The 22,241-nt window shown below is 67.9% G+C and carries 15 protein-coding genes; 9 read left to right on the forward strand and 6 right to left on the reverse strand.

Annotated features, from left to right (window positions below; translation table 11 throughout):
• Window positions 1–110: 110 nt before the first annotated feature.
• The 6 genes from ACZ5IK_RS39050 to ACZ5IK_RS39075 all read right to left on the reverse strand — a co-directional run bounded on the left by ACZ5IK_RS39050 (window position 111) and on the right by ACZ5IK_RS39075 (window position 8,002).
• Entirely contained in the window at window positions 111–1,358 is a 1,248-nt protein-coding gene (locus ACZ5IK_RS39050; protein WP_465492274.1) for an HNH endonuclease signature motif containing protein, read from the reverse strand.
• A gap of 221 nt (window positions 1,359–1,579) precedes the next feature.
• Window positions 1,580–3,199 (reverse strand): ribosomal protection-like ABC-F family protein, encoded by a 1,620-nt coding sequence (gene abc-f, locus ACZ5IK_RS39055; RefSeq protein WP_465492275.1) that lies wholly within the window; start codon window positions 3,197–3,199, stop codon window positions 1,580–1,582.
• 233 nt (window positions 3,200–3,432) lie between these two features.
• The gene (locus ACZ5IK_RS39060; RefSeq protein WP_465492276.1) at window positions 3,433–4,842 is read right to left on the reverse strand and encodes a GH1 family beta-glucosidase; all 1,410 of its coding nucleotides are present in this window, start codon (window positions 4,840–4,842) and stop codon (window positions 3,433–3,435) included.
• Window positions 4,839–5,711: a carbohydrate ABC transporter permease gene (locus ACZ5IK_RS39065; protein WP_465492277.1), complete on the reverse strand. Its 873-nt coding sequence runs from the start codon at window positions 5,709–5,711 to the stop codon at window positions 4,839–4,841. Before ACZ5IK_RS39065 ends, ACZ5IK_RS39060 begins: the two co-directional genes overlap by 4 nt.
• Window positions 5,708–6,697, reverse strand: coding sequence for a carbohydrate ABC transporter permease (locus ACZ5IK_RS39070; RefSeq protein ID WP_465492278.1), 990 nt, complete (start codon window positions 6,695–6,697; stop codon window positions 5,708–5,710). The genes ACZ5IK_RS39065 and ACZ5IK_RS39070 overlap by 4 nt, the downstream gene beginning before the upstream one ends.
• A 3-nt stretch (window positions 6,698–6,700) precedes the next feature.
• Window positions 6,701–8,002 carry an ABC transporter substrate-binding protein gene (locus tag ACZ5IK_RS39075; RefSeq protein ID WP_465492279.1) on the reverse strand — a complete coding sequence of 434 codons (1,302 nt, stop codon included), beginning with the start codon at window positions 8,000–8,002 and terminating at the stop codon, window positions 6,701–6,703.
• Between the two features lie 182 nt (window positions 8,003–8,184).
• On the opposite strand from ACZ5IK_RS39075, the gene ACZ5IK_RS39080 reads away from it, so the two are divergent.
• The 9 genes from ACZ5IK_RS39080 to ACZ5IK_RS39120 all read left to right on the forward strand — a co-directional run bounded on the left by ACZ5IK_RS39080 (window position 8,185) and on the right by ACZ5IK_RS39120 (window position 22,134).
• On the forward strand, window positions 8,185–9,231 hold the full coding sequence (locus ACZ5IK_RS39080; RefSeq protein ID WP_465492280.1) for a LacI family DNA-binding transcriptional regulator: 1,047 nt from the start codon (window positions 8,185–8,187) through the stop codon (window positions 9,229–9,231).
• 108 nt (window positions 9,232–9,339) lie between these two features.
• Window positions 9,340–10,353 carry a LacI family DNA-binding transcriptional regulator gene (locus tag ACZ5IK_RS39085; protein WP_465492281.1) on the forward strand — a complete coding sequence of 338 codons (1,014 nt, stop codon included), beginning with the start codon at window positions 9,340–9,342 and terminating at the stop codon, window positions 10,351–10,353.
• Window positions 10,354–10,420: 67 nt separating this feature from the next.
• Entirely contained in the window at window positions 10,421–12,094 is a 1,674-nt protein-coding gene (araB, locus tag ACZ5IK_RS39090; protein WP_465492282.1) for a ribulokinase, read from the forward strand.
• The gene (locus ACZ5IK_RS39095) at window positions 12,091–12,777 is read left to right on the forward strand and encodes an L-ribulose-5-phosphate 4-epimerase (RefSeq protein WP_465492283.1); all 687 of its coding nucleotides are present in this window, start codon (window positions 12,091–12,093) and stop codon (window positions 12,775–12,777) included. Before araB ends, ACZ5IK_RS39095 begins: the two co-directional genes overlap by 4 nt.
• Window positions 12,774–14,279, forward strand: a complete 1,506-nt coding sequence (gene araA, locus ACZ5IK_RS39100) for an L-arabinose isomerase (protein WP_465492284.1) — start codon at window positions 12,774–12,776, stop codon at window positions 14,277–14,279. The genes ACZ5IK_RS39095 and araA overlap by 4 nt, the downstream gene beginning before the upstream one ends.
• 40 nt (window positions 14,280–14,319) lie before the next feature.
• A complete protein-coding gene (chvE, locus tag ACZ5IK_RS39105; protein WP_465492285.1) occupies window positions 14,320–15,441 on the forward strand; it encodes a multiple monosaccharide ABC transporter substrate-binding protein in 1,122 nt (373 codons plus the stop codon).
• A 5-nt stretch (window positions 15,442–15,446) separates the two neighbouring features.
• Window positions 15,447–16,970 (forward strand): multiple monosaccharide ABC transporter ATP-binding protein, encoded by a 1,524-nt coding sequence (mmsA, locus tag ACZ5IK_RS39110; protein ID WP_465492286.1) that lies wholly within the window; start codon window positions 15,447–15,449, stop codon window positions 16,968–16,970.
• Window positions 16,971–16,973: 3 nt separating this feature from the next.
• Window positions 16,974–18,221 (forward strand): multiple monosaccharide ABC transporter permease, encoded by a 1,248-nt coding sequence (gene mmsB, locus ACZ5IK_RS39115; protein WP_465492287.1) that lies wholly within the window; start codon window positions 16,974–16,976, stop codon window positions 18,219–18,221.
• Window positions 18,222–18,384: 163 nt separating this feature from the next.
• Entirely contained in the window at window positions 18,385–22,134 is a 3,750-nt protein-coding gene (locus tag ACZ5IK_RS39120; RefSeq protein WP_465492288.1) for a glycoside hydrolase family 2 TIM barrel-domain containing protein, read from the forward strand.
• Window positions 22,135–22,241: the final 107 nt, after the last annotated feature.

Here is a 22,241-nt window from a genome sequence, read left to right on the forward strand (position 1 = left end):
AGCGCCGTCCTCGTGCTGGCCAGACGTGGGGCTCGACCGGGTAACAGGGGTTTGGGTGGTGTGGGCATGCCGAGGGGCCCGTCGCCGGTGTGGCTGGCGGGCTCCTCGGCTCACACGCGGGTATTACGCCGGGATCGTCGTAGCGGATCCAAATACTGCGGGGGAATGAACTCCGGTAGCCCGTCAGCCGCCATCCGAACTTCCCAGTCGCCGTGGTGGATCAGGCGGTGATGGAAACCGCACAGCAGCACCAAGTTCCGGAGATCGGTGGGTCCTCCGTCTGCCCAGTGATGAATGTGATGGGCATGACAGTTCTTCGGCCTGCGATGACACCCCGGGAACGCACACCCCCGGTCACGGATATTGAGCGCGCGACGCTGGCCGGGGGTGACGAACCGTCTCAGCCGTCCTACGTCGAGGGGTTCCCCGGCTGCGTTCATCACCACCGGGAGCATGAGGCAATCGCAAGCCGCCATCCGCGCTTCGCGGGCCGTCATGGTTCCGACGAAGTCCACGCACGCCGTACCGAGTCCCGTTTTCAGTTCGTCGAGGTCGATGGTGACGTGGATCAGGGTGCGGTAGCCGCTGGTCCCCGGTTGATCCGGGCACGCGATCGCCAAGTCCACGAGCTCGGCCCAGGCGTCGCCCTGGCGCTCGGCCTTCGTGCGTAGATCGGCCTGACCGAACTCGTCGATCGGGCGGGGTGCGGCGTGAGCGTCGAGGGCGGCGGCGGTGCGGGCACCGGTCTCGTCATCCAGCAGGCCGTTCAGTTTCCAGTAGCCGTCTTTGCGGCGTTCCAGGGTGAGTTCCCGGCGGGGTTGGGCGGGTTCGGGATCCTTTGGTTCTTTGCCGTCGGGGTCGAGCCAGCCCAGCAGTTGGTCTCCGAGATCCGACACCTGCTGCGGTCCCGCCTTCCGGGCGAGGTCGGCGAGGGTTGTCTCCGCGTGTTCCCGATCCTCCACAGACACCCCAGCCGGGATCTTCCGCAGGATCTCCACGATCTGCTTGATCCGTTCCTCACCGATCGCACCTTCCGCCGCAGCCATACTGGTGGCGGGCGCGAAAGCCGGGATCTCGGTGCCGTCCAGGGCGCGCGTTGGATTCAGATCGATTGCGCGTTTCACATACGGCCGCGCTTCGCCCTGAGTCAGCCCCGCGACATCAGCGAACCACGCCACCGTCGTCCCATACCCGAACAGGTCTTTCGCGCCACGAGCCTCGACCTCCGCCAGGTACTGCCCTAAACCGGCGGAGGCGACCCGCATCACCTGCAAGAACTGATGCACGCCATGGGCAAGCTCCAGCTTGCCAGCGCGCCACAACTCCTGCGGCAACTCGGGAAGGAAGGTCTCGGACACCCCACAAGAATACCGCAATCTATCGAACAAGTGTTCGTAATTTTAAGCAACAGACAACTCGCGCATTCACCACTGACGGGTGATAGTTGTTAGTGAGGGAAACTCAATGAGTAGTGGCCGAAGTGGGGGGGGGGGGGGGGGGGGGGGGGGGGGGGGGGGGGGGGAAAAAAACCCCCCCCCCCCCCACCCCACCCGACCCACGGCGACCAAAGAAACTCCCGTCAAGACTCCACAAGAACCCCATCGGCCAACCGAACCCGCCGATCCACCTTGATCTCGGTCAGGAACCGCTCATCGTGACTCACGACCACGAAAGCCCCCTGATACGCCCCGAGCGCGCTCTCCAACTGCCCGACGCTGACCAGGTCGAGATTGTTCGTCGGCTCGTCCAGCAAAAGCAGCTGAGGCGCGGGCTCGGCGAACAGGACGCAGGCAAGGGTGGCTCGCAGCCGCTCGCCGCCGGAAAGCACGCCGACGGGGAGCTGGCTCCGTGCGCCCCGGAACAGGAACCGGGCCAGCAGCGTCATCCGTTGCGATTCGGGGAGGCCGGGCGCGAACGCCGCGAAGTTCTCGGCGATGGTCCGGTCCAGGTCCAGCAGGTCGAGTCGTTGCGACAGGTACGCGATCCGGCCCTCGGCCCGCTTCAGGACGCCGCTGTCGGGCTCCAGGTCTCCGTTGAGGACCCGCAGGAGCGTCGATTTGCCGGTGCCGTTGCCGCCGGTCAGCGCGATCCGTTCGGGGCCGCGGATCGTCAGGTCGACCCCGTCGCCCGCGAAGACGTTCCGGCCGTCGTACCGGACTTGGAGGTGCTCGCCGTGGAACATCGTGCGCCCGGCCGGGACGTTGGTGCCGGGGAGGATCAGCGAGATCTTCTGATCGTCGCGAAGGGAGCGCTCGGCCTCGTCGAGGCGGTTCTTCGCGTCGCTGACCCGCGCGGCGTGCGTCTCGTTCGCCTTGCCCGCGGATTCCTGTGCGTTGCGTTTCATGGTCCCGGCGAAGATCTTCGGCAGGCCGGCGTTGCCGAGGTTGCGGGCCGCGTTGCCGGCCCGGCGGTCGGCGCGTTCCCTGGCCTGCTGCATCTCCCGCTTCTCGCGTTTGACCTGCTGTTCGGCGCTGCGGACGTTGCGTTCGGCGACCTCCTGCTCGGCCTTGACCGCCGCTTCGTACTGGGTGAAGTTCCCGCCGTGGTAACGGAGATCGCCGCGGTCGAGTTCGGCGATCCGGTCCATCCGGTCGAGCAGTTCCCGGTCGTGACTCACCAGCAGTAGACAGCCCGACCAGTCTTCGAGCACGCTGTAGAGCTTGCGTCGGGCGTCGAGGTCGAGGTTGTTGGTCGGTTCGTCCAGCAGCAGGATGTCGGGCCGTTTCAGCAATTGCGCCGCCAGGCCGAGGGAGATGATCTGCCCGCCGCTCAGCGTGTGCAGGCTCCGGTCCAGCGAGATGCCGTCGAGGCCGAGCCTGTCGAGCTGGGCGCGGGTGCGTTCCTCGATGTCCCAGTCGTTGCCGATGGTGGTGAAGTGCTCCTCGCTCGCGTCGCCGGACTCGATGGCGCTCAGGGCCGCGAGCTGCGGTGCGATGCCCAGCACTTCGGCGACGTCCAGGTCGGCGGTGAGCGGCAACGACTGCGGCAGGTAGCCGAGGATTCCCTGGGCGGAGACGGATCCGGAGACCGGCCGCAGCTCGCCGGCGATCAGTTTGAGGAGCGTGCTCTTACCCGCCCCGTTGGGCGCGACGAGGCCGGTGCGGCCCCCGGGCACGGTGAAGGACAGGTCGTCGAAAACAGGGGTGTCATCCGGCCAGGTGAAGGACAGCGCGGACACGACGACGAAGGCGTCTGACATGGAAATGACCTCGTGAAGGACAGCGGGCACACCGAAGCAGCACCCGCGGTGGACGTGGCTTTGAGGGAACGACGAAATGGCCACATCGGCGTCAGCGCCGGTGGCCTGGCAACTCCGGCTCACCCGGAGATGTCGTCTTCACCTGCCACGTCTGGTCTCCATGCTCGTTGATCAGCTGCGCCTCCACCATAACAAAACCGGTCGGAGCCCGCCCGGGCTCCGACCGGCAGGCGTCAGCCCAGCCCGTTGAGACTGATCGCCCGCGCGTACCAGAGCGCGCTTTGCTTCGGCGTCCGCCGCTGGGTCGCGTAGTCGACGTGCACGAGGCCGAACCGCTTGGCGTACCCCTCGGCCCACTCGAAGTTGTCGAGCAACGACCAGTAGAAGTACCCGCGCAGGTCGACGCCGGCCTCGATCGCCTCGTACGCGGCGCGCAGATGCGAGTCGAGGAAGGCGATCCGGTCGGTGTCCGCGATGTCCCCGCCGATCAGCGCGTCCGGATAGGACGCGCCGTTTTCGGTGATGTACAACGGGATCGGCCGATAATCGCGATGCACCTGCAGCAGACATTCGGTGAGCCGCGATGGCTGCACCTCCCAGCCCGAGTCGGTGCGCGGCGCCGCTTCGTCGGGGACGAAATGGACGTCGGGGACGCCGAGCCAGTCGGGGCCCGCCGGTTCGCTGCCGGGTCTGGGGGTGCCCGAGACCTGGTAACCGCGGTAGTAGTTGATGCCCAGCCAGTCGATCGGCGCCGCGATCGTGGCCAGATCGCCCTCGCGCACCAGGTCCTCGAACCCGAGCGGGGCCAGGTCGGTCACCAGATCGGCGGGGTAGGAGCCCCGCAGCACCGGGTCCAGGAAGAGCCGGTTCTGCAGGCCGTCGACCCGGCGGGCGGCTTCGATGTCCACAGTGGACGACGGATCGGTCGTCGACACCGGGTACAGGTTCAGCGTGATCCCCGAGGACGCCGCCGGGGCGTGCCGCCGCAGGACGTCCATCGCGAGCCCGTGACCCAGCAGGAGATGGTGCGCGGCGGCGACGGCGGCGCGGGGTTCGCGTCGCCCGGGAGCGTGGATCCCGCTCGCGTAACCCAGCATCGCGGCACACCACGGCTCGTTCAGGGTGGACCAGTTCGCCACCCTGTCGCCCAGCCGCGCCACGACCGTTTCGGCGTACTCGGCGAACCGGAACGCGGTGTCGCGCGAGGCCCAGCCGCCCTCGTCTTCCAGCGCCTGGGGGAGATCCCAGTGATACAGCGTCGCCCAGGGCTGGATCCCGGCCTCGAGAAGCCTGTCGACGAGCCGGTCGTAGAACGCGAGCCCGCGCGGATTCGGCTCGCCACCGTCGGGGCGGATCCGCGGCCACGACAGGGAGAACCGGTACGCGCCGAGCCCGAGCCGCCGCATCAGGTCGACGTCTTCGGTGTAACGACGGTAGTGATCGGCCCCCGGTTCGCCGGTGTCGCCGCCGACGACGGCGCCGGGGCGGCGGGCGAAGACGTCCCAGATCGAGTCGGTACGCCCGTCGGCGGCCGTTGCCCCTTCGACCTGGAAGGCGGCGGTGGCGGCGCCCCACACGAATCCGGGCGGGAACAGCAGCGCGGTCTTCGCCCGGACACTGTCGGGATGAGCGGACATGGTCACCCTTTCACGGCACCTTGCATGATCCCGGCCACGATCTGGCGGCCGAGGAGGAGGAAGACGATGAGGATCGGGATGGTGGCCAGGGTGGTCCCGGCCAGCACCAGCGAGTAGTCGACGTAGTAACCGCTCTGCAGCTTCTCCAGTGCCAGCTGGACGGTCGGGTTGCCGGCGTCCAGCACCACGAGCGGCCAGAGGAAGTCGTTCCACGACGTCATGAACGTGAACATCGCCAGGATCGCCGCCGCCGGGCGGACCGCGGGCAGGCAGACGTTCCAGAAGATCCGGATCATGCTGCAGCCGTCGACCCGCGCCGCCTCGATCAGTTCGTACGGCACCGCGTCCACTGTGTACTGACGCATCCAGAAGACACCGAACGCGGTCACCAGGTTCGGCACGATCACCGACTGCAGCCCGCCCGCCCAGCCGAACTCCGACATCGCCATGAACAGCGGGATGATGCCGAGCTGGGTCGGGACGGCGAGGGTGATGACGATGAACACGAACAACCCGTTCCGGCCGCGGAACCGCAGTTTGGCGAACGCGAACCCGGCCAGTGACGAGAACAGCACGGTGGTGAGGGTGACCGTGCCGGACACGATCAGGCTGTTCGCGAGCGCCTTCCAGAACGGCACCGTGTCGAACACCCTGGCCGCGTTGGCGAAGAAGTTCCCGCCGGGCAGGAAGGGTGGGACCCGCTCGGTGAGCATCCCGCTGTCCCGGCTGGCCACCAGGAACGACCAGTAGAACGGGAAGAGCGAGCCCAGGACGAAGATCGTGAGCACGACGTAGGTCGCCCGACGCGGTTTGCCCAGTGCCGAAACGCTGCGCTTGAGACCACTTTGCTTGACACTGCTGGTGAGCACGGTCATTTCTTCTTCACCGCCGGAGTCCGGGCGAGCCTGCCGGTGAGGAAGAAGTTCACCAGCGCGATCAGCACGATGATCACGAACAGCACCCACGCGATCGCCGAGGCGTAGCCGAGTTCGTAGTTTTCGAAGGCCGTTTGGTACAGGTACAGCGTCACGGTCTGGAACTGGTTGGACGAGCCGCCGTTGTTCGACCCGGGCATGGCGTCGAACAGCTTGGGCTCGGTGAAGATCTGCAGCCCGCCGATCGTCGAGGTGATCGTGACGAAGATCAGCGTCGGCTTCAGCAGCGGCAGCGTGATGCTGAAGAACCGGCGTGCCGCGCCCGCGCCGTCGATGAGGGCGGCTTCGTGCAGTTCCTTGGGAATGGCCTGCATCGCCGCGAGGACGATCAGCGCGTTGTACCCGGTCCAGCGCCAGTTCACCATGATCGCGATCGCGGCATGGCTGCTGAACCGGCCTGCCTGCCAGTCGACCGGGTCGAGGCCGATGGTCTGCAGCAGCCCGTTGACCAGGCCGTACTTCGGCCCGAACAGGTTCGCGAAGATGATCCCGAGCGCGACGAGACTGGCGGCGTAGGGGAGCAGGACGCCGACGCGCCAGCCGGTCGCCCCGCGCAGCCTGGCGCTGAGCAACGCGGCCAGGAGCACCGCGATGATCAGCTGGGGAACGCTGGAGAGCAGGAAGATGCTGACGGTGTTCTCGAGCGCGTTCCAGAACTGCGTGTCGGCGAACAGCTCCTTGAAGTTGTCCAGCCCGATGAAGTCCGGGGCGTCGTCACCCGCCTCCCAGCTGAACAGCGACACGTACGCCGTATAGAGCAGCGGGAACAGCCCGACGATCCCGAACACGAGGAAGAACGGGGCGATGTAGAGGTACGGCGAGACCTTGACGTCCCACCGGCTCAGCCGGTGCCGGAGGGTCGGCCGGGGCGACGTGCGCACCCCGGCCTCCCTCCCTTCCGGCGCGATCTTGTCGACGACGGTCATCGGTCAGCGCGTGATCTTCTTCGCGGCGTCGAGCAGTTGCGTCCAGCCCTCGTCGGCCGACTTGCCCTGTTCGACGGCCTGCAGTGCCGGGCTCGACGCGTTCTCCTGGATCTGGCCGTCGCCCGGGCCCTTGTACTGCGGCTTGGCGACCTTCTTGGCCTGCTCCGCGAACAGTTGGCCGATCTTGGCGCCGCCGAAGTAGGCGTCGGTCTCGCCCAGCAGCGCCGGGTCTTCCAGCGCCTTGACCTGGCTGGGGAACGTGCCCTTCGCCTGGAACGCCTTGATCTGCTGCCCGGGCGCGGTCAACCAGGCGGCGAGTTCGGCCGCCTCCTTCGGGTGCTTGGACTGCGTGGGCACGGTCAGGTACGAACCGCCCCAGTTCCCGCCGCCGCCGGGGAAGGCCGCGGTGACCGCCCACTTGCCCGCGTTCTCCGGTCCGGAGTGCTCCTCGATCACACCGAGCATCCACGCGGGGCACACCTTCGTGGCGAACGCGCTCTGCTTGAACCCGGAGTTCCATTCGTTGCTGAACGCGGTCAGCTTGGCCGACTGTCCTTTCGAGACGGCGCCGATCACCTTGGTCCAGGCGTCCTTGATGCCCTGATTCCCTTCCAGCGCCAGTTTGTCGTCGGTGCCGAGGTATCCGGTCGGGAGCTGGTTGACCATGGCGTTGAAGTTCTGTGCCGCCGAGTCGAACCAGGCCTTCCCTCCGCTCTTGGACACGTACTGATCGCCCGCGGCGAAGTAGCTGTCCCAGGTCGCGAACAGCGGTTTGACCGCTTCGGGGTCGGTCGGCAGGCCCGCCGCGGCGAGCATGTCCTTGCGGTAGCACATGGCGAGCGGGCCGATGTCGGTTCCGTAGCCGATGACCTTGCCGTCCTTGGTCTTCGCCGCGTCGTACTTCCAGCCGAGCCAGCGGTCGGGGGAGGCGTCCGCCGGGCCGATCTTGGGCAGGTCGTTGAACTTCGAGCCCTTGTCGAGGACGTTCGACAGGTGGCCTTCTTCGACAGCGGTGACGTCGGCGAGGCCCGAACCCGCCGCCAGTTTCGTGATCAGGTCCTGGTGGTACGGCCCGCCCTGGCCGGTCTTGCGGTGGGTGATCTTGATGTTCGGGTGCAGCCGTTCGTACTCGGGGATGAGCTCCTCGTAGCCGAACTCGGTGAACGTCGCCAGCGACAGCTCGACCTTCGCGTTCGGGTCCGACGCGGCGGGAGCCCCGCCGTCGTCACCTCCGCACGCCGCCAGGCCGAACGCCGTCATCGTGATACCCAGTGCCAGCACCAGGCCGTTCCGGATGGTTTTCACGTCTTTGTCCCTTGCTGATGGGGTGAAGGAGAACTGGGAGCGCTCCCAGGAATGCGCAGAGTTTGTCCCCCGGGACGAGATCGTGTCAAGGGCTTGTAATGAGAGTGTTTCCATCGAGGGAGCGCTCTCAGTGTTCCCGGCCGCCGGACACTAAGCTGGGGGTGTCCGGATGACGCTGAAAGGTGAAGGTGACGCGGGTGGGGCCTCGACCAGGGGATGACGGCCGTCCGACGCTGGAAGATGTCGCCGCGTCCGCCGGGGTCAGCCGGTCGACGGCGTCCCGGGCGCTGAACGACGACGGCTACGTCAGCGCGCGTTCCAAGGAGAGGGTGCTGGCCGCGGCCAGGGAGCTCGGCTACTCGCCGAACCTGGCGGCCCGGTCGCTGGTGACCAAGCGGACCGGCGCGGTCGCGGTCGTGCTGTCGGAGCCGGAGGCGCGACTGCTCGACGACCCGTACCGCACCGCGGTCATGCGGGCGGGGTACCGCGAGTTGGCCGACATCGGCTGTCAGATGGTCTTGATCTTCAGTGACACCCGCGAGGATCTCGACCGCACCGTGCGGTTCCTGGACGGCGGCCACGTCGACGGTGTGCTGGTGTTCGCGCCGCACCGGACCGACCCGTTGCCCAAGGCGTTGCGGCAGTTGAGGATCCCGGTGGTGTACGGCGGGCAGGCGGCCGGACTCAAACGCGGTGTCCACGTCGTCGACTTCGACAACGAGGGCGGCGCGAAGCTGGCCGTCGCGCATCTGGTCGGCGCGGGGCACCGTCGGATCGCGACGATCGCGGGCCCGCAGGACCAGAGCGCGGCGATCGATCGGCTTTCGGGTTGGCGCAAGACGCTGCTCGACGCCGGGCTCGACCCGGCGGACCTGGTCGAGGAGGCCGACTTCACGCTGACCGGCGGGGCGAAGGCGATGTCGAACCTGCTCGCGCGGCGCCCCGACCTCGACGCCGTCTTCGTGGCCAGCGACATGATGGCCCTCGGCGCGCTCCGCACCCTGCATTCCGCCGGACGGCGGATCCCGTCGGATGTCGCGGTCGTCAGCTTCGACGACAACGCGACGCTGGCGCCGGAAATGGACCCGCCGCTGACCTCGGTCCACCAGGACCCGCGGGAGCAGGTCCACGCGATGGTCGAGACGCTGCTCGCCCTGATGGACGATCAAGAACTCAAGCCACGCCAACGGATCTTGCCGGTCTCGCTCACGCATCGCGCCTCCAGCTGATCCGGGCGTCCGTGACCCGACTGTGACTCGGGGAGCGCTTGACCCGGCTCGTGTTATCGCTAACACTTGCGGCACTCGTCACACGGTACCGGCAAGGAGAGACACGCGATGGCGCGCGAGACCACCGAGGGCAAGCAGGCCAGTCTCACCGACGTGGCCGCGCTCGCGGGTGTTTCGCACATGACGGTCTCCCGGGTCATCAACGGCACCGGGCCGGTCCGCGCCGAGACCCGGGTCCGCGTCAACGCCGCCATCGAACGACTGGACTACCGGCCGAACTCTGTCGCCCGCGCGCTGGTCACCGGCCGTTCCGGCACTCTCGGCGTGGTCGCGCTGGAGGTCAACCTCTACGGACCGGCCAGCACCCTGAGCGGGATCGAGCACGCCGCCCGCGAGGCCGGCTACGCGACGACCATAACCAGCATCAGCCGTCCCGGCCGGTCGTCCATCGCCGACGCGGTGGAGCGTCTGCGGCGCCAGGCGGTCGAGGGCATCGTCGTGATCGCGCCGCACGTCACCGCGGGCCGGGCGTTGGAGGCCGCGCCCAGCGACGTGCCGCTCGTCGCGGTCGGCGGCGGGGAACAGGCGCCGGTGCCGGTGATCTCGGTCGACCAGTACGACGGCGCACGCCGCGCCACCGAGCACCTTCTCGGGCTCGGGCACGAGACCGTCTGGCACGTGGCCGGACCCGAAGACTGGTTGGAGGCGCTCGACCGCGAGCGTGGCTGGCGGGAGACCCTGCAGCGGCACGGCGCGCGGATCCCGCCGGTCGTCCGGGGCGACTGGAGTGCGCGTTCCGGGTACGCGGCGGGGCGATCCCTCGTCGGCGAAAAGGGGCTGGACGCGGTGTTCATGGCCAACGACCAGATGGCCCTCGGGTTTCTCCGCGCCTGCACCGAGGCCGGGGTGAACGTGCCGGGGGAGATGCGCGTCGTCGGCTTCGACGACGTGCCGGAGGCTGCCTACTACACGCCGCCGCTCACGACGGTGCGCCAGGACTTCGTCGAAGTCGGCAGGCGCACGTTCGACCTGCTCCGCCGCCGGATGAACGGCGGCGAGGAACGTGCCCGTGACCTGGTGGTCCCCGAGTTGATCGTGCGGGAGAGCACCGGCATTTCGTAGGACCGGCGCTGGCTCGGCGGCAAGGTGCTTCACAGCGAAATGTTAACGCTAACAGTGCGGAGAAGAAGTGAGTACAGGGGAGCCGCTGGTCGTCGGCGTCGACTTCGGGACGCTGTCCGGCCGGGCCGTCGTGGTCCGGATCCGTGACGGCGCGGAACTGGGCAGCGCGGTTTCGGAGTACTGCCACGGGGTGATCGACGGGATCCTGCCGTCGACCGGCCGGGGCTTGCCGCCGGACTGGGCGCTGCAGATGCCGTCGGACTACGTCGACGTCCTCCGCACCGCCGTGCCGGAAGCGATCCGCGCGGCCGGGGCCGATCCCGCCGACGTGATCGGCATCGGAACCGACTTCACCGCCTGCACCATGGTGCCGACGACCGCCGACGGCACGCCGCTGTGCGACCTGCCCGAGTTCGCGGCCGAACCGCACGCCTACGTGAAGTTGTGGCGGCACCATTCCGCGCAGCCGCAGGCGGACCGGATCAACGCGCTGGCACGGGAACGCGAGGAGTCCTGGTTGCCGCGCTACGGCGGGCTGATCTCCTCGGAGTGGGAGTTCGCCAAGGCGCTGGAAGTCTTCGAGGAGGCGCCCGAGGTGTACGCGCGGATGCGGCACTGGGTCGAGCTCGCCGACTGGATCGTCTGGCAGCTCACCGGGACCTATGTCCGCAACGCCTGCACCGCCGGGTACAAGGGAATCCTCCAGGACGGCCGGTATCCGGGCGTGGGCTTCCTGGAGGCGCTGGCACCCGGCTTCGGATCCTTTGTGGACGAGAAGCTCGCGCATCCGCTGGGGGCTCTCGGCGCCAGGGCGGGAACCCTGAACGCCCAGGCCGCCGAGTGGACCGGTCTGCGCGAGGGGATCGCGGTCGCCGTCGGGAACGTGGACGCGCATGTCACCGCGCCGGCCGTCCAGGCCGTGGCCCCGGGGCAGATGGTCGCGATCATGGGTACCTCCACCTGCCACGTGATGAACGGCGACGAACTGCGCGAGGTCCCGGGGATGTGCGGCGTCGTCGACGGCGGGATCGTCTCCGGGCAATGGGGCTACGAGGCTGGCCAAAGCGGCGTCGGCGACATCTTCGCGTGGTTCGTCGAGCGCGGCGTCCCGGCGTCCTATGTGGACGACGCCCGTGAGGCGGGGATCTCCGTCCACGAACTGCTCACCCGGCTCGCGGCCATGCAGGAGATCGGCGAGCACGGACTCGTCGCCCTGGACTGGCACAGCGGCAATCGTTCGGTGCTGGTCGACCACGAGCTGTCCGGCGTCGTCGTCGGGCAGACGCTCGCGACCCGCGCCGAGGACACCTACCGCGCGCTCCTGGAAGCGACCGCGTTCGGCACCAGGATGATCGTCGAGACCTTCGAACGGTCGGGTGTCCCGGTCACGGAGCTGATCGTCGCCGGCGGCCTGGTCAAGAACCCCCTGCTGATGCAGATCTACGCCGACGTCACGAATCTGCCGCTCTCGGTGGCGGGCTCCGCGCAGAGTCCCGCGCTCGGATCGGCGATCCACGCCGCCGTCGCCGCGGGAGCGCATCCGGACGTGCCCACGGCGGCGGCTGGGATGGGTTCGGTCCGCCGGGCCGTCCACCTGCCGATCGCGGAGAACGTCAAGGCCTACGACGAGCTGTACACCGAGTACGCCGCCCTGCACGACTACTTCGGCCGCGGCGCCAACGACGTCATGCACCGCCTCGCCGCCCGCCGTCGTTCCGTCCGGAAAGGACAGCACCGATGAGCCTCGCCGTGGAGATCACGGACACCTTCGAAGAGCTGCGGGACACCGTCGCCCGGCTGCACGCCGAGCTGACGAGGTACGAGCTGGTGATCTGGACCGCGGGCAACGTGTCGGCCCGCGTGCCCGGCCACGACCTGATGGTGATCAAGCCGTCCGGGGTGTCCTACGACGCGCTGAGCGCCGACACGATGGTCGTCACGGACCTGTACGGCGAGGTCGTCCACGGTGATTTCGCGCCGTCTTCGGACACCGCCGCGCACGCCTACGTCTACCGGAATCTGCCGGAGGTCGGCGGCGTCGTCCACACGCATTCGACCTACGCCACCGCGTGGGCGGCACGCGGGGAGGCGATCCCTTGCGTGCTCACGATGATCGCCGACGAGTTCGGCGGGGAGATCCCGGTCGGGCCGTTCGCGCTGATCGGGGACGACTCGATCGGCCGCGGCATCGTCGAGACACTCCGGTCCAGCCGGTCGCCCGCCGTCCTGATGCGCAACCACGGGCCGTTCACGGTCGGCCGGACCGCCAGGGACGCGGTCAAGGCCGCGGTGATGGTCGAAGACGTCGCCAGGACCGTCCACATCGCCTCCGCGCTCGGGAAGCCGGAGCCACTGTCCGAACAGGACATCGACCGGCTCTACGCGCGCTACCAGAACGTCTACGGGCAACAAGGAGAGAAGTGAGCACGCAGCGGAAGACCGAGGTCTGGTTCCTCACCGGGAGCCAGGCGCTCTACGGCGAAGAGACCCTGGAACAGGTCGCGGGCCAGTCGTTGCAGATCCAGCGGATGCTCGCCGACACCGGCCGGATCTCGGCGGAGATCGTCGCGAAATTGGTGCTCACCGAGCCGTCGGCGATCCGGCGGGTGATGCTCGAAGCGAACGCGGACGACGCGTGTGTCGGCGTGATCGCGTGGATGCACACGTTCTCGCCGGCCAAGATGTGGATCACCGGGCTGGACGCGCTGCGGAAACCGTTGCTGCATCTGCACACTCAGCTGAACGAGGCACTGCCGTGGCGGTCCATCGACATGGACTTCATGAACCTCAACCAGGCCGCGCACGGGGACCGCGAGTTCGGCTACATCCAGACCCGGCTCGGGGTGGCCCGCAAGACGATCGCGGGGCACGCGGCGGATCCGGCGGTGGCGACCCGGATCGACGCGTGGATCCGCGCCGCCGTCGGGCGCCAGGCACTCGGCTCGCTCAAACTCGCGCGGTTCGGCGACAACATGCGCGACGTCGCGGTCACCGACGGGGACAAGGTCGAGGCCGAACTCAAGTTCGGTGTCTCGGTGAACACCTACGGCGTCAACGATCTCGTCGCCCTGGTCGACGCGGCGCCGGACGACGAGGTGGACGCGCTGGCCGAGGAGTACGCGGACACGTACACGCTCGCACCGGACCTCGCCAAGGGCGGCGGACGGCACGAATCGCTGAGGTACGCGGCCCGGATCGAGCACGGTCTCCGTGCGTTCCTCACCCGCGGCGGGTTCGGCGCGTTCACCACGAACTTCGAGGACCTCGGCGGCCTGCGCCAGCTCCCGGGGCTGGCCGTGCAACGCCTGATGGCCGACGGTTACGGCTTCGGCGGTGAAGGGGATTGGAAGACGTCCGCGCTGCTGGCCGCGGTGAAGGCGATGGGCCGCGACGCCGAACTCGGAACGTCCTTCATGGAGGATTACACCTACCATTTCGGTCCCGGCGAACCGAAGATCCTCGGCGCGCACATGCTCGAGGTCTGCCCGAGCATCGCCGCGGCACGTCCGTCGTGCGAGATCCACCCGCTCGGCATCGGCGGCCGCGAGGACCCGGTCCGGCTGGTGTTCGACGCCGCCCCCGGTGCCGCCGTGGTGATCGGCATGGCCGACCTCGGTGACCGGTTCCGCCTGGTGGCCAACGAGGTCGAGGTCGTCGTGCCGGACGAGCCGCTGCCGAACCTGCCGGTCGCCCGAGCGGTGTGGAAGCCGGCGCCCTCACTGGCGACGTCCGCCGAGGCCTGGATCACCGCGGGCGGCCCGCACCACACGGTGCTCACCCATGCCGTCGGCACGGAGGCGATGCGCGACCTCGCCACGATGCTCGACGTCGAACTGCTGGTGATCGACCACGCGACGACGACGGAGTCGTTCGCGGACCGGTTGCGCTGGAACCAGGCGTACCACCGGCTCGCACAGGGGTTTTAGAAGCAGGGTTTCTGACGGTCCCCACCGGAGAGAAGGAACAATGAAGTTCACGAAACTGGCCGCCGTGGCCATCACCGCCGGACTGGCTTTGGCGGCCTGCGGTTCGAGCGAGAAGACCGGCGGACAACAGCAAGCGGCGGGCGGTGCCGCGGGTGGTCTCGTCGGTGTCACCATGCCGACCAAATCGTCGGAGCGCTGGATCCACGACGGCGGCAACATCAAGGCGGCGCTGGAGAAACTGGGTTACCAGGTCGACCTGCAGTACGCCGAGGACGACATCCCCACCCAGGTCAACCAGATCGAGAACCAGATCACCAAGGGCGCGAAGCTGCTCGTGATCGCTTCGATCGACGGCACCGCGATCACCACGCAGTTGCAGGAGGCCGCGGACAAGAAGATCCCGGTCATCGCCTACGACCGGCTGATCCGCAACACTCCCAACGTCGACTACTACGCGACCTTCGACAACTTCAAGGTCGGCGTGCAGCAGGCGACGTCGCTGCTCACCGGTCTCAAAGTGCTCAAGGAGGACGGTTCGCCGGGTGAGGCCAAGGGGCCGCTGAACGTCGAACTGTTCGCCGGTTCGCCCGACGACAACAACGCGACGTTCTTCTTCAACGGCGCCATGTCGGTGCTGAAACCGTACCTGGACAACGGGACACTGGTCGTCAAGAGTGGCCAGACCGCGTTCAACGTCGCGGCGATCCTGCGCTGGCAGGCGGCGACGGCGCAGCGTCGCATGGAAGACCTGCTGACCAAGACCTACAGCTCGGGCGACAAGGTCCAGGGCGTGCTCTCGCCGTACGACGGGCTCTCCATCGGGATCCTGTCGGCGCTCAAGAGCAACGGCTACGGCACCCCGGGTCAGCCGTATCCGGTCGTGACCGGGCAGGACGCCGAGGTCGCGTCGGTGAAGTCCATCATCGCCGACGAGCAGTACTCGACCATCTTCAAGGACACCCGCAAGCTCGCCGAGACCACGGTCAAGATGGCCGACTCGGTGCTCAAGGGCGGCAAGGCCGAGGTCAACAACAACAAGGACTACGACAACGGGAAGAAGGTCGTCCCGTCGTTCCTGCTGGAGTCGGTGATCCTGAACAAGGGGAACTACCAGAAGGAACTCGTCGACTCCGGTTATTACACCGCGGAACAGCTGAGGTAGCCGACGTGACCGACGAAATCCTTCGGATGCGGGGGATCACCAAATCCTTCCCCGGGGTCAAGGCACTGCAAGACGTGAACCTTTCGGTGCGCCGGGGCGAGATCCACGCGATCTGCGGCGAGAACGGCGCGGGCAAGTCCACGCTGATGAAGGTGCTCTCGGGCGTCTACGCGCACGGTTCGTACGACGGCGAGATCGTCTTCGACGGCGAGCCGTGCGCGTTCTCCGCGATCCGCGACAGCGAACGCCGCGGCATCGTGATCATCCATCAGGAGCTCGCCCTCTGCCAGCAGTTGTCCATCGCGGAGAACATCTTCCTCGGCAACGAGAAGTCGCGTGGCGGCCTGATCGACTGGAACCGGACCAACCAGCGGGCGGGCGAACTGATGCGGCGCGTCGGCCTGCGGGAGAACCCGGTGACGCCGGTGCTCGACATCGGCGTCGGCAAGCAGCAGCTGGTCGAGATCGCCAAGGCACTGTCCAAAGAGGTCAAGCTGCTGATCCTCGACGAGCCGACCGCCGCGCTCAACGACGACGATTCGGCGCATCTGCTCGAACTGCTGCGAGGTCTCCGTGACGACGGCGTCACCTGCGTCCTGATCTCGCACAAGCTCAACGAGATCGCCGCGATCGCCGACTCGATCACCATCCTGCGTGACGGCAGGACGATCGAGACGCTGGACGCGGCGACGGTCACCGAAGACCGGATCATCGCCGGGATGGTCGGGCGGAAGCTCGAGAACCGTTTCCCGCCAAGGGAACCGCGGATCGGTGACGAGGTGCTGCGGATCGAGGACTGGACCGTGCACAGTCCCACGCAACACGGCCGGGTGGTCGTCGACCGCGCGAGCCTGACGCTGCGGCGCGGCGAGATCGTCGGGCTGGCGGGACTGATGGGCGCCGGGCGGACCGAACTCGCGATGAGCGTGTTCGGCCGCTCGTACGGCAAGGACATCTCCGGCCGTCTGGTCAAGGACGGCAAGGAGATCGAGGCCCGGACGGTCGGCGAGGCCGTCGGGCACGGCCTCGCCTACGCCACCGAAGACCGGAAACGGTACGGGCTCAACCTCATCGAGGACATCCAGCGCAACGTCTCCGGCGCGGCGCTCGGCAAACTCGCCCGGCGGGGCTGGGTGGACGAGAACGAAGAACACCGTGTCGCCGAGGAATTCCGCAAGAGCATGAACATCAAGGCGCCGGACGTGAAGAGCGTGACGGGCACGCTGTCCGGCGGCAACCAGCAGAAGGTCGTCCTGTCCAAGTGGATCCTGACCGATCCGGACGTCCTGATCCTCGACGAGCCGACGCGCGGCATCGACGTCGGCGCTAAGTACGAGATCTACACGATCATCAACCGGCTCGCCGACGAGGGGAAGGCCGTGCTGGTCATCTCGTCCGAGCTGCCGGAGCTGATCGGCCTGTGCGACCGGATCTACGCGTTGTCGGCGGGCCGGATCACCGGCGAGGTCGGCCGGGCCGAGGCGACGCAGGAGGTCCTCATGCGCGCGATGACCAGGGAACAGGAGTAAGTCATGAGCACCGCCTCCGCAGACACGATCACCGGTGTCCCGGACCGGAAGGGAGCCACTCCGCCGCGAGCGCCGCGGCGGATCTCGTTCAACCCCCGCCAAAGCGGGATCTACGTCGCGTTCGCGCTGATCGTCGTGCTGTTCTCGATCCTGACCGGCGGCGCGCTGCTGGAACCGCAGAACATCTCGAATCTGATCGTGCAGAACTCGTACGTGCTGATCCTCGCGATCGGCATGATCCTGATCATCATCGCCGGCCACATCGATCTGTCCGCCGGTTCGGTGGTGGCGCTGACCGGCGCGATCTCGGCCGTGCTGATGGTGAACGTCGGCATGGCGTGGCCGCCGGCACTGCTCATCACGCTGGTCGTCGGCGCGGTGATCGGCGCGTGGCAGGGCTACTGGGTCGCCTACTTCGGCCTCCCCGCGTTCATCGTGACGCTGGCGGGGATGCTGATCTTCCGCGCGCTGACCTTGACCGTCCTGGGAAACCAGGGGATCGGCCCGTTCCCGGACGCGGTACGGACGCTGGCGAACGGCTTCACCGGTGGCTATCTCGGCAACATCGGTCTCGGGCCGCTCGGTGGCGCGGACCTGGTCAGCCTGCTGGTCGGGGTCCTCGCGATCGGCGGCGCGATCCTCTCGCAGTGGCGCAAGCGCACGGCCCGCCTGAACTACCTGCAGGAGGTCGACCCGCTGCCGATGTTCCTGCTGAAGATCGCCGCGGCGGCCGCCGTCGTACTGTTCGTGGTGGTCCAGCTGGCGCGGTACAAGAACCTGCCGTGGGTGCTGATCCTGCTGTCGGTGCTGGTGATCGGGTATTCACTGGTGACGACGCGGGCCGTGTTCGGCCGCCACATCTACGCCATCGGCGGGAACCTCCAGGCCGCGACGCTGTCCGGCGTGAAGGTCAAGGCGGTCACCTTCTGGATCTTCGTCAACATGGGCGTGCTGTCCGCGATCGCCGGTGTAATCGTCGCCGGACGGCTCAACCAGGCCGGGCCGACCGCGGGCAACATGTTCGAACTCGACGCGATCGCGGCGGCCTTCATCGGCGGCGCCGCCGTCCAGGGCGGGGTCGGCAAGGTGGTCGGCGCGATCACCGGCGGCCTGATCATGGGCGTCATCAACAACGGCATGTCCCTCATCGGCGCGCCGACCGAGAGCGTGAACCTGGTCAAGGGGTTCGTGCTGCTCGCCGCCGTCGCCTACGACATCTGGACCAAACGGCGGGCGAGGGCCGCTGCCTGACGGTCGTGAGTGGGCGGTGTCGTTCCGCCTGCCGGGGGAAACCCTGCCACCTATTTGGCCCACGACCTTGGAAGGATCTTGGTCTTCCGTCCCGGTGCCGGCGTGCGGGATGGTCAACGGGTCAGCTTCCGGCTCAGCTGAACTCTCTGGGAGGTTGAACGCAGTGCTGCGAACACGCCCCATGATCCTGGTCCTGGCGTTGCTCGCCGGGACCCTGGTCGCCGCCGGATCCCCGGCCGCGGCAGGCGGCCCGCCCGCCGACGTCCAGTCCTATCTCGACGATCCACGAAAGGTGGCGGAAGGGCAGGAGCCACCGCACGCCTTCCTGAAACCGTATGCGGACGTTTCCGCCGCCGCCCGACGCGACGAACGCAGTCCCTACACGCTGTCGCTCGACGGCAAGTGGCGCATCGCGATGGCGGACAACCCGTCCCAGGTCCCGGCCGGTTTCCACGAGGACGGCTATGACGCGTCACGCTGGCGCGAGGTCTCCGTGCCGCACACGTGGCAGACGGACGGTCTGGACCACCCGATCTTCCGCAACATCGCCACCGAGATCCAGCCCGACGATCCGCCGCGCGTCCCGCGTGACGTCAACCCGACGGGTGCCTACGTCCGGGACTTCCCGCTGCCCGCGGACTGGACGAAGAACAGGACATTCCTGCGCTTCGACGGCGTGACGTCGGCGTACTTCGTCTGGGTCAACGGCAAGTACATCGGCTACGACCAGGGCGGGTACACGCCGGCGGAGTTCGACATCTCGTCCGCGCTGCGGCCGGGGCCGAACCGGATCGCCGTGCAGGTGCACCGCTGGAGCGCGGGCGCCTACCTCGAGGATGTCGACCAGTGGCGGTACTCCGGCATCTTCCGTTCGGTGACCCTGCACTCGGCGCCGGGCACGTTCATCCAGGACGTCGGGCTGACGACAGACCTCGACGCGACCTACACCGACGCCACCCTCAAGGCCGCGGTCGAGGTCGCCGCCAAACCCGGCGGAACGACGGGCAGGCACCGCGTCGAGCTGAGCCTGCGTGACGCGGCGGGCAAGGAGGTCGGGACGACTAGCGGAGAGGTCGACGCGGGTGGCAAGACCGCGCTGAGCCTGCCCGTCCGCAACCCCGCGAAGTGGACGGACGAGACGCCGAACCTGTACACGGCCGTCCTCACGCTGACCGCGCCCGACGGCCGCGTCACGCACGTCACCAGCGAGACGGTCGGGTTCCGCGAGATCGAGATCCGTGACAAGCAACTGCTGGTCAACGGGAAGCGCGTGCTGTTCAAGGGCGTCAACCGCGCGGAGACCGACCCGGACCACGGGAGGCATGTGCCGCGGAAGGCGCAGGAACGGGACGTCGCGCTGATGAAGCAGCTCAACGTCAACGCCGTCCGGACTTCCCATTATCCGTCGGACCCCTACTTCTACGAACTGGCCGACCGGCACGGGCTCTGGATCGACGACGAGATCGACATCGAGACCCACAACCACGAGAACTGCGCGAGCTACTGCCAGGCGAACGACCCGGCTTGGCGGGACGCGTTCTTCGACCGCATGATCGGCATGGTCGAACGGGACAAGAACCACCCGAGCGTCTTCCTGTGGGACACCGGCAACGAGGCCGGCCTCGGCGCGCACCACTTCGCCCTGGCGGAATGGCTCGACGCGAACGAGCCGACCCGGCCGATCTACCACCAGTCCAACAGCCCCGACGGCGACGCGCCCTTCGCCGACGTCTGGGGGCCGAGGTATCCGTCTCCGGAGAAGTTCGCCGAACAGGCGAAGAACACCACCAAACCGCTGATCTTCGGCGAGTACGCCCACGCGATGGGCAACAGCCTGGGGAACTTCCGGGAGTTCTGGGACACCATCCGCGCGAATCCCCAGACCCAGGGCGGGTTCATCTGGGACTGGGCCGAGCAGAACATCCGGCAGCGGATCCGGACCACCCCGGATTCTTCGGGCAACGACATCTCGGCGCACGTGACCGGGAAACCGGATCTGGTCGAGGGCCATCGCGGCAAGGCGCTGGGACTGTCCGGATTGGACGATTTCGTCGAGGTGTACCGCGACCGGAAACTCGATATCACCGGGAAAGCGCTCACCCTCGACGCGTGGGTCAAGCCGGGGAAGTGGACCGGCGACTTCCGCATCCTCGGCAAGGGTGACCACCAGTACGCGCTCAAGATGAAGACGCAGGACACCCTGGAGTTCTTCATTCACAGCGGAACGTGGCAGGCGGTCCAGGCCAAGGTGCCCGCCGACTTCTACGGCAACTGGCACCGGGTGAGCGGTACCTACGACGGTACGGCCCTGCGTCTCTACCTCGACGGCAAGGAGATCGGGAGCAAACCGTTCACCGGCGCGATCGATTCGTCGTCGGCCGAGGTCAACGTCGGCCGAGACTTCGAGACGTCGTGGAACGACCCGTCGAGTATCGGCTGGATGGGTCGAGGTGCCGTTGACGACGTCCGGATCTACGACAAGCCGCTTTCCGCCGCGGAGTTGTCCGGCGATACCCCCGCGGACGGGGCGTTGCTGGCGCTGGACTTCGACAGTGTCACCGACCGGGGGAGTCACCTCTCGTACGGGTCGAGTCTGTCCGGCGTGGACGGTCTGATCGGCTCGGATCGTTCGGTGCAGCCGGAGACCGCGCAGATGGCGTGGGCGCATCAGCCGCTCCGGTTCGCCTACTCCGGCGGTGTTCTGTCGGTGACCAACGAACGGCAGTTCAAGGGCACCGACGAGCTGAACCTGCGCTGGCGGGTGCAGGAAGGCTCCCGGATCGTCGCGCGCGGCGAACAGCCGTTGCGGGCCGGAGCCGCCTCGACCGGGAAGATCTCCTTGCCGGTTCCGGCGAATCCGGGTGATCGCGAGCGGTTCCTCACCGTCGAGGCGGTGACGACCCAGGGCGAACCGATGCTCGCGCGGGGACACGTCCTGGCGCACGATCAGTTCTCCCTGGGCGGCAAGCGGGTCCCGGGCCTGGACCGGACACCGCTCGACGGGAAGTCCGTCGATGTCGCGGAGGAAGCGGCTTCGGTCACCACGTCCGCGGCAGGTGTTACGTACAAAGTGGACAAGGCCACCGGCGCGCTGACGTCGATCCGGCACCAGGGCAAGGAACTGCTGACCGGGGGACCGAAGCTCGACGCGTGGCGGGCGCCCATCAGCAACGAGACCTTCGCGTGGGGCCGGGCCGAGGGTGAGGACTGGCGCAAGGCCGGGCTCGACCGGTTGAAGACCACTGTCACGGGTGTCCGGGTCGAGAAGGACGGGACGCGGAGCGCGCGGGTGATCGTGGACAGCCGGGTCGCGGCACCGGACGTCACCGGGGCCTGGTTCGACCAGACGATGACCTACACCGTCGACCGGACCGGGACGCTGAGCCTCGGCAACAAGGTGGTGCCGCAGGGGAGCGTGCGCACTTTGCCGTACCTGCCCCGGATCGGCGTCTCGCTCGCCGTGCCGGACCGCTACGACCGGTTCGCCTGGTACGGGCGGAAGGCCGAGAGCTACGTCGACCGCAAGGACGGGACCCCGATCGGCGTGCAGTCGAGCACGGTGGACGAGCAGTACGTCGAGTACCACCGGCCGCAGGACCACGGCAACCACACCGACAGTCGGTGGGCGCTGCTCACCGACGGCCGGACCGGTGGCCTGCTGGTCGGGGGAGCGAACGACGTCAGCGTGACACCGTTCGACGACCTCGACCGGGCGGCGTACCCGTTCCAGCTGCAGCGCAACAAGGGCTGGTTCACGCTGCACGCGAGCCACGCGGTGACCGGCGTCGGGGACACGCCCAACCCGGTGCGGGAACGCAGCCAGGTCCGGCAGGACCGCACCTACGAGTACACGCTGTCGCTGCGGCCCTTGACGTCGCAGGAAGCGCGGGCGGGGGTGCCGACCGGCGGCTGATCTTCGGCCTCATGAGTGGTAAGGGCGGTTCTATTGAGGGGAAGGTCGAACGTGTCGTGTTCGGGCGGGATGGGTGTTCGCGTGTGATCGGGCGGCGATCACCCGAG

Source organism: Amycolatopsis sp. NPDC031561, assembly GCF_055580625.1.

Bases quoted from the DNA above. Each gene is read 5' to 3' on its own strand.
- abc-f (WP_465492275.1), bottom strand. From the start codon at position 3,199: ATGTCAGACGCCTTCGTCGTCGTGTCCGCGCTGTCCTTCACCTGGCCG.
- ACZ5IK_RS39065 (WP_465492277.1), bottom strand. From the start codon at position 5,711: ATGACCGTGCTCACCAGCAGTGTCAAGCAAAGTGGTCTCAAGCGCAGC.
- ACZ5IK_RS39070 (WP_465492278.1), bottom strand. From the start codon at position 6,697: ATGACCGTCGTCGACAAGATCGCGCCGGAAGGGAGGGAGGCCGGGGTG.
- ACZ5IK_RS39085 (WP_465492281.1), top strand. From the start codon at position 9,340: ATGGCGCGCGAGACCACCGAGGGCAAGCAGGCCAGTCTCACCGACGTG.
- ACZ5IK_RS39095 (WP_465492283.1), top strand. From the start codon at position 12,091: ATGAGCCTCGCCGTGGAGATCACGGACACCTTCGAAGAGCTGCGGGAC.
- chvE (WP_465492285.1), top strand. From the start codon at position 14,320: ATGAAGTTCACGAAACTGGCCGCCGTGGCCATCACCGCCGGACTGGCT.
- mmsB (WP_465492287.1), top strand. From the start codon at position 16,974: ATGAGCACCGCCTCCGCAGACACGATCACCGGTGTCCCGGACCGGAAG.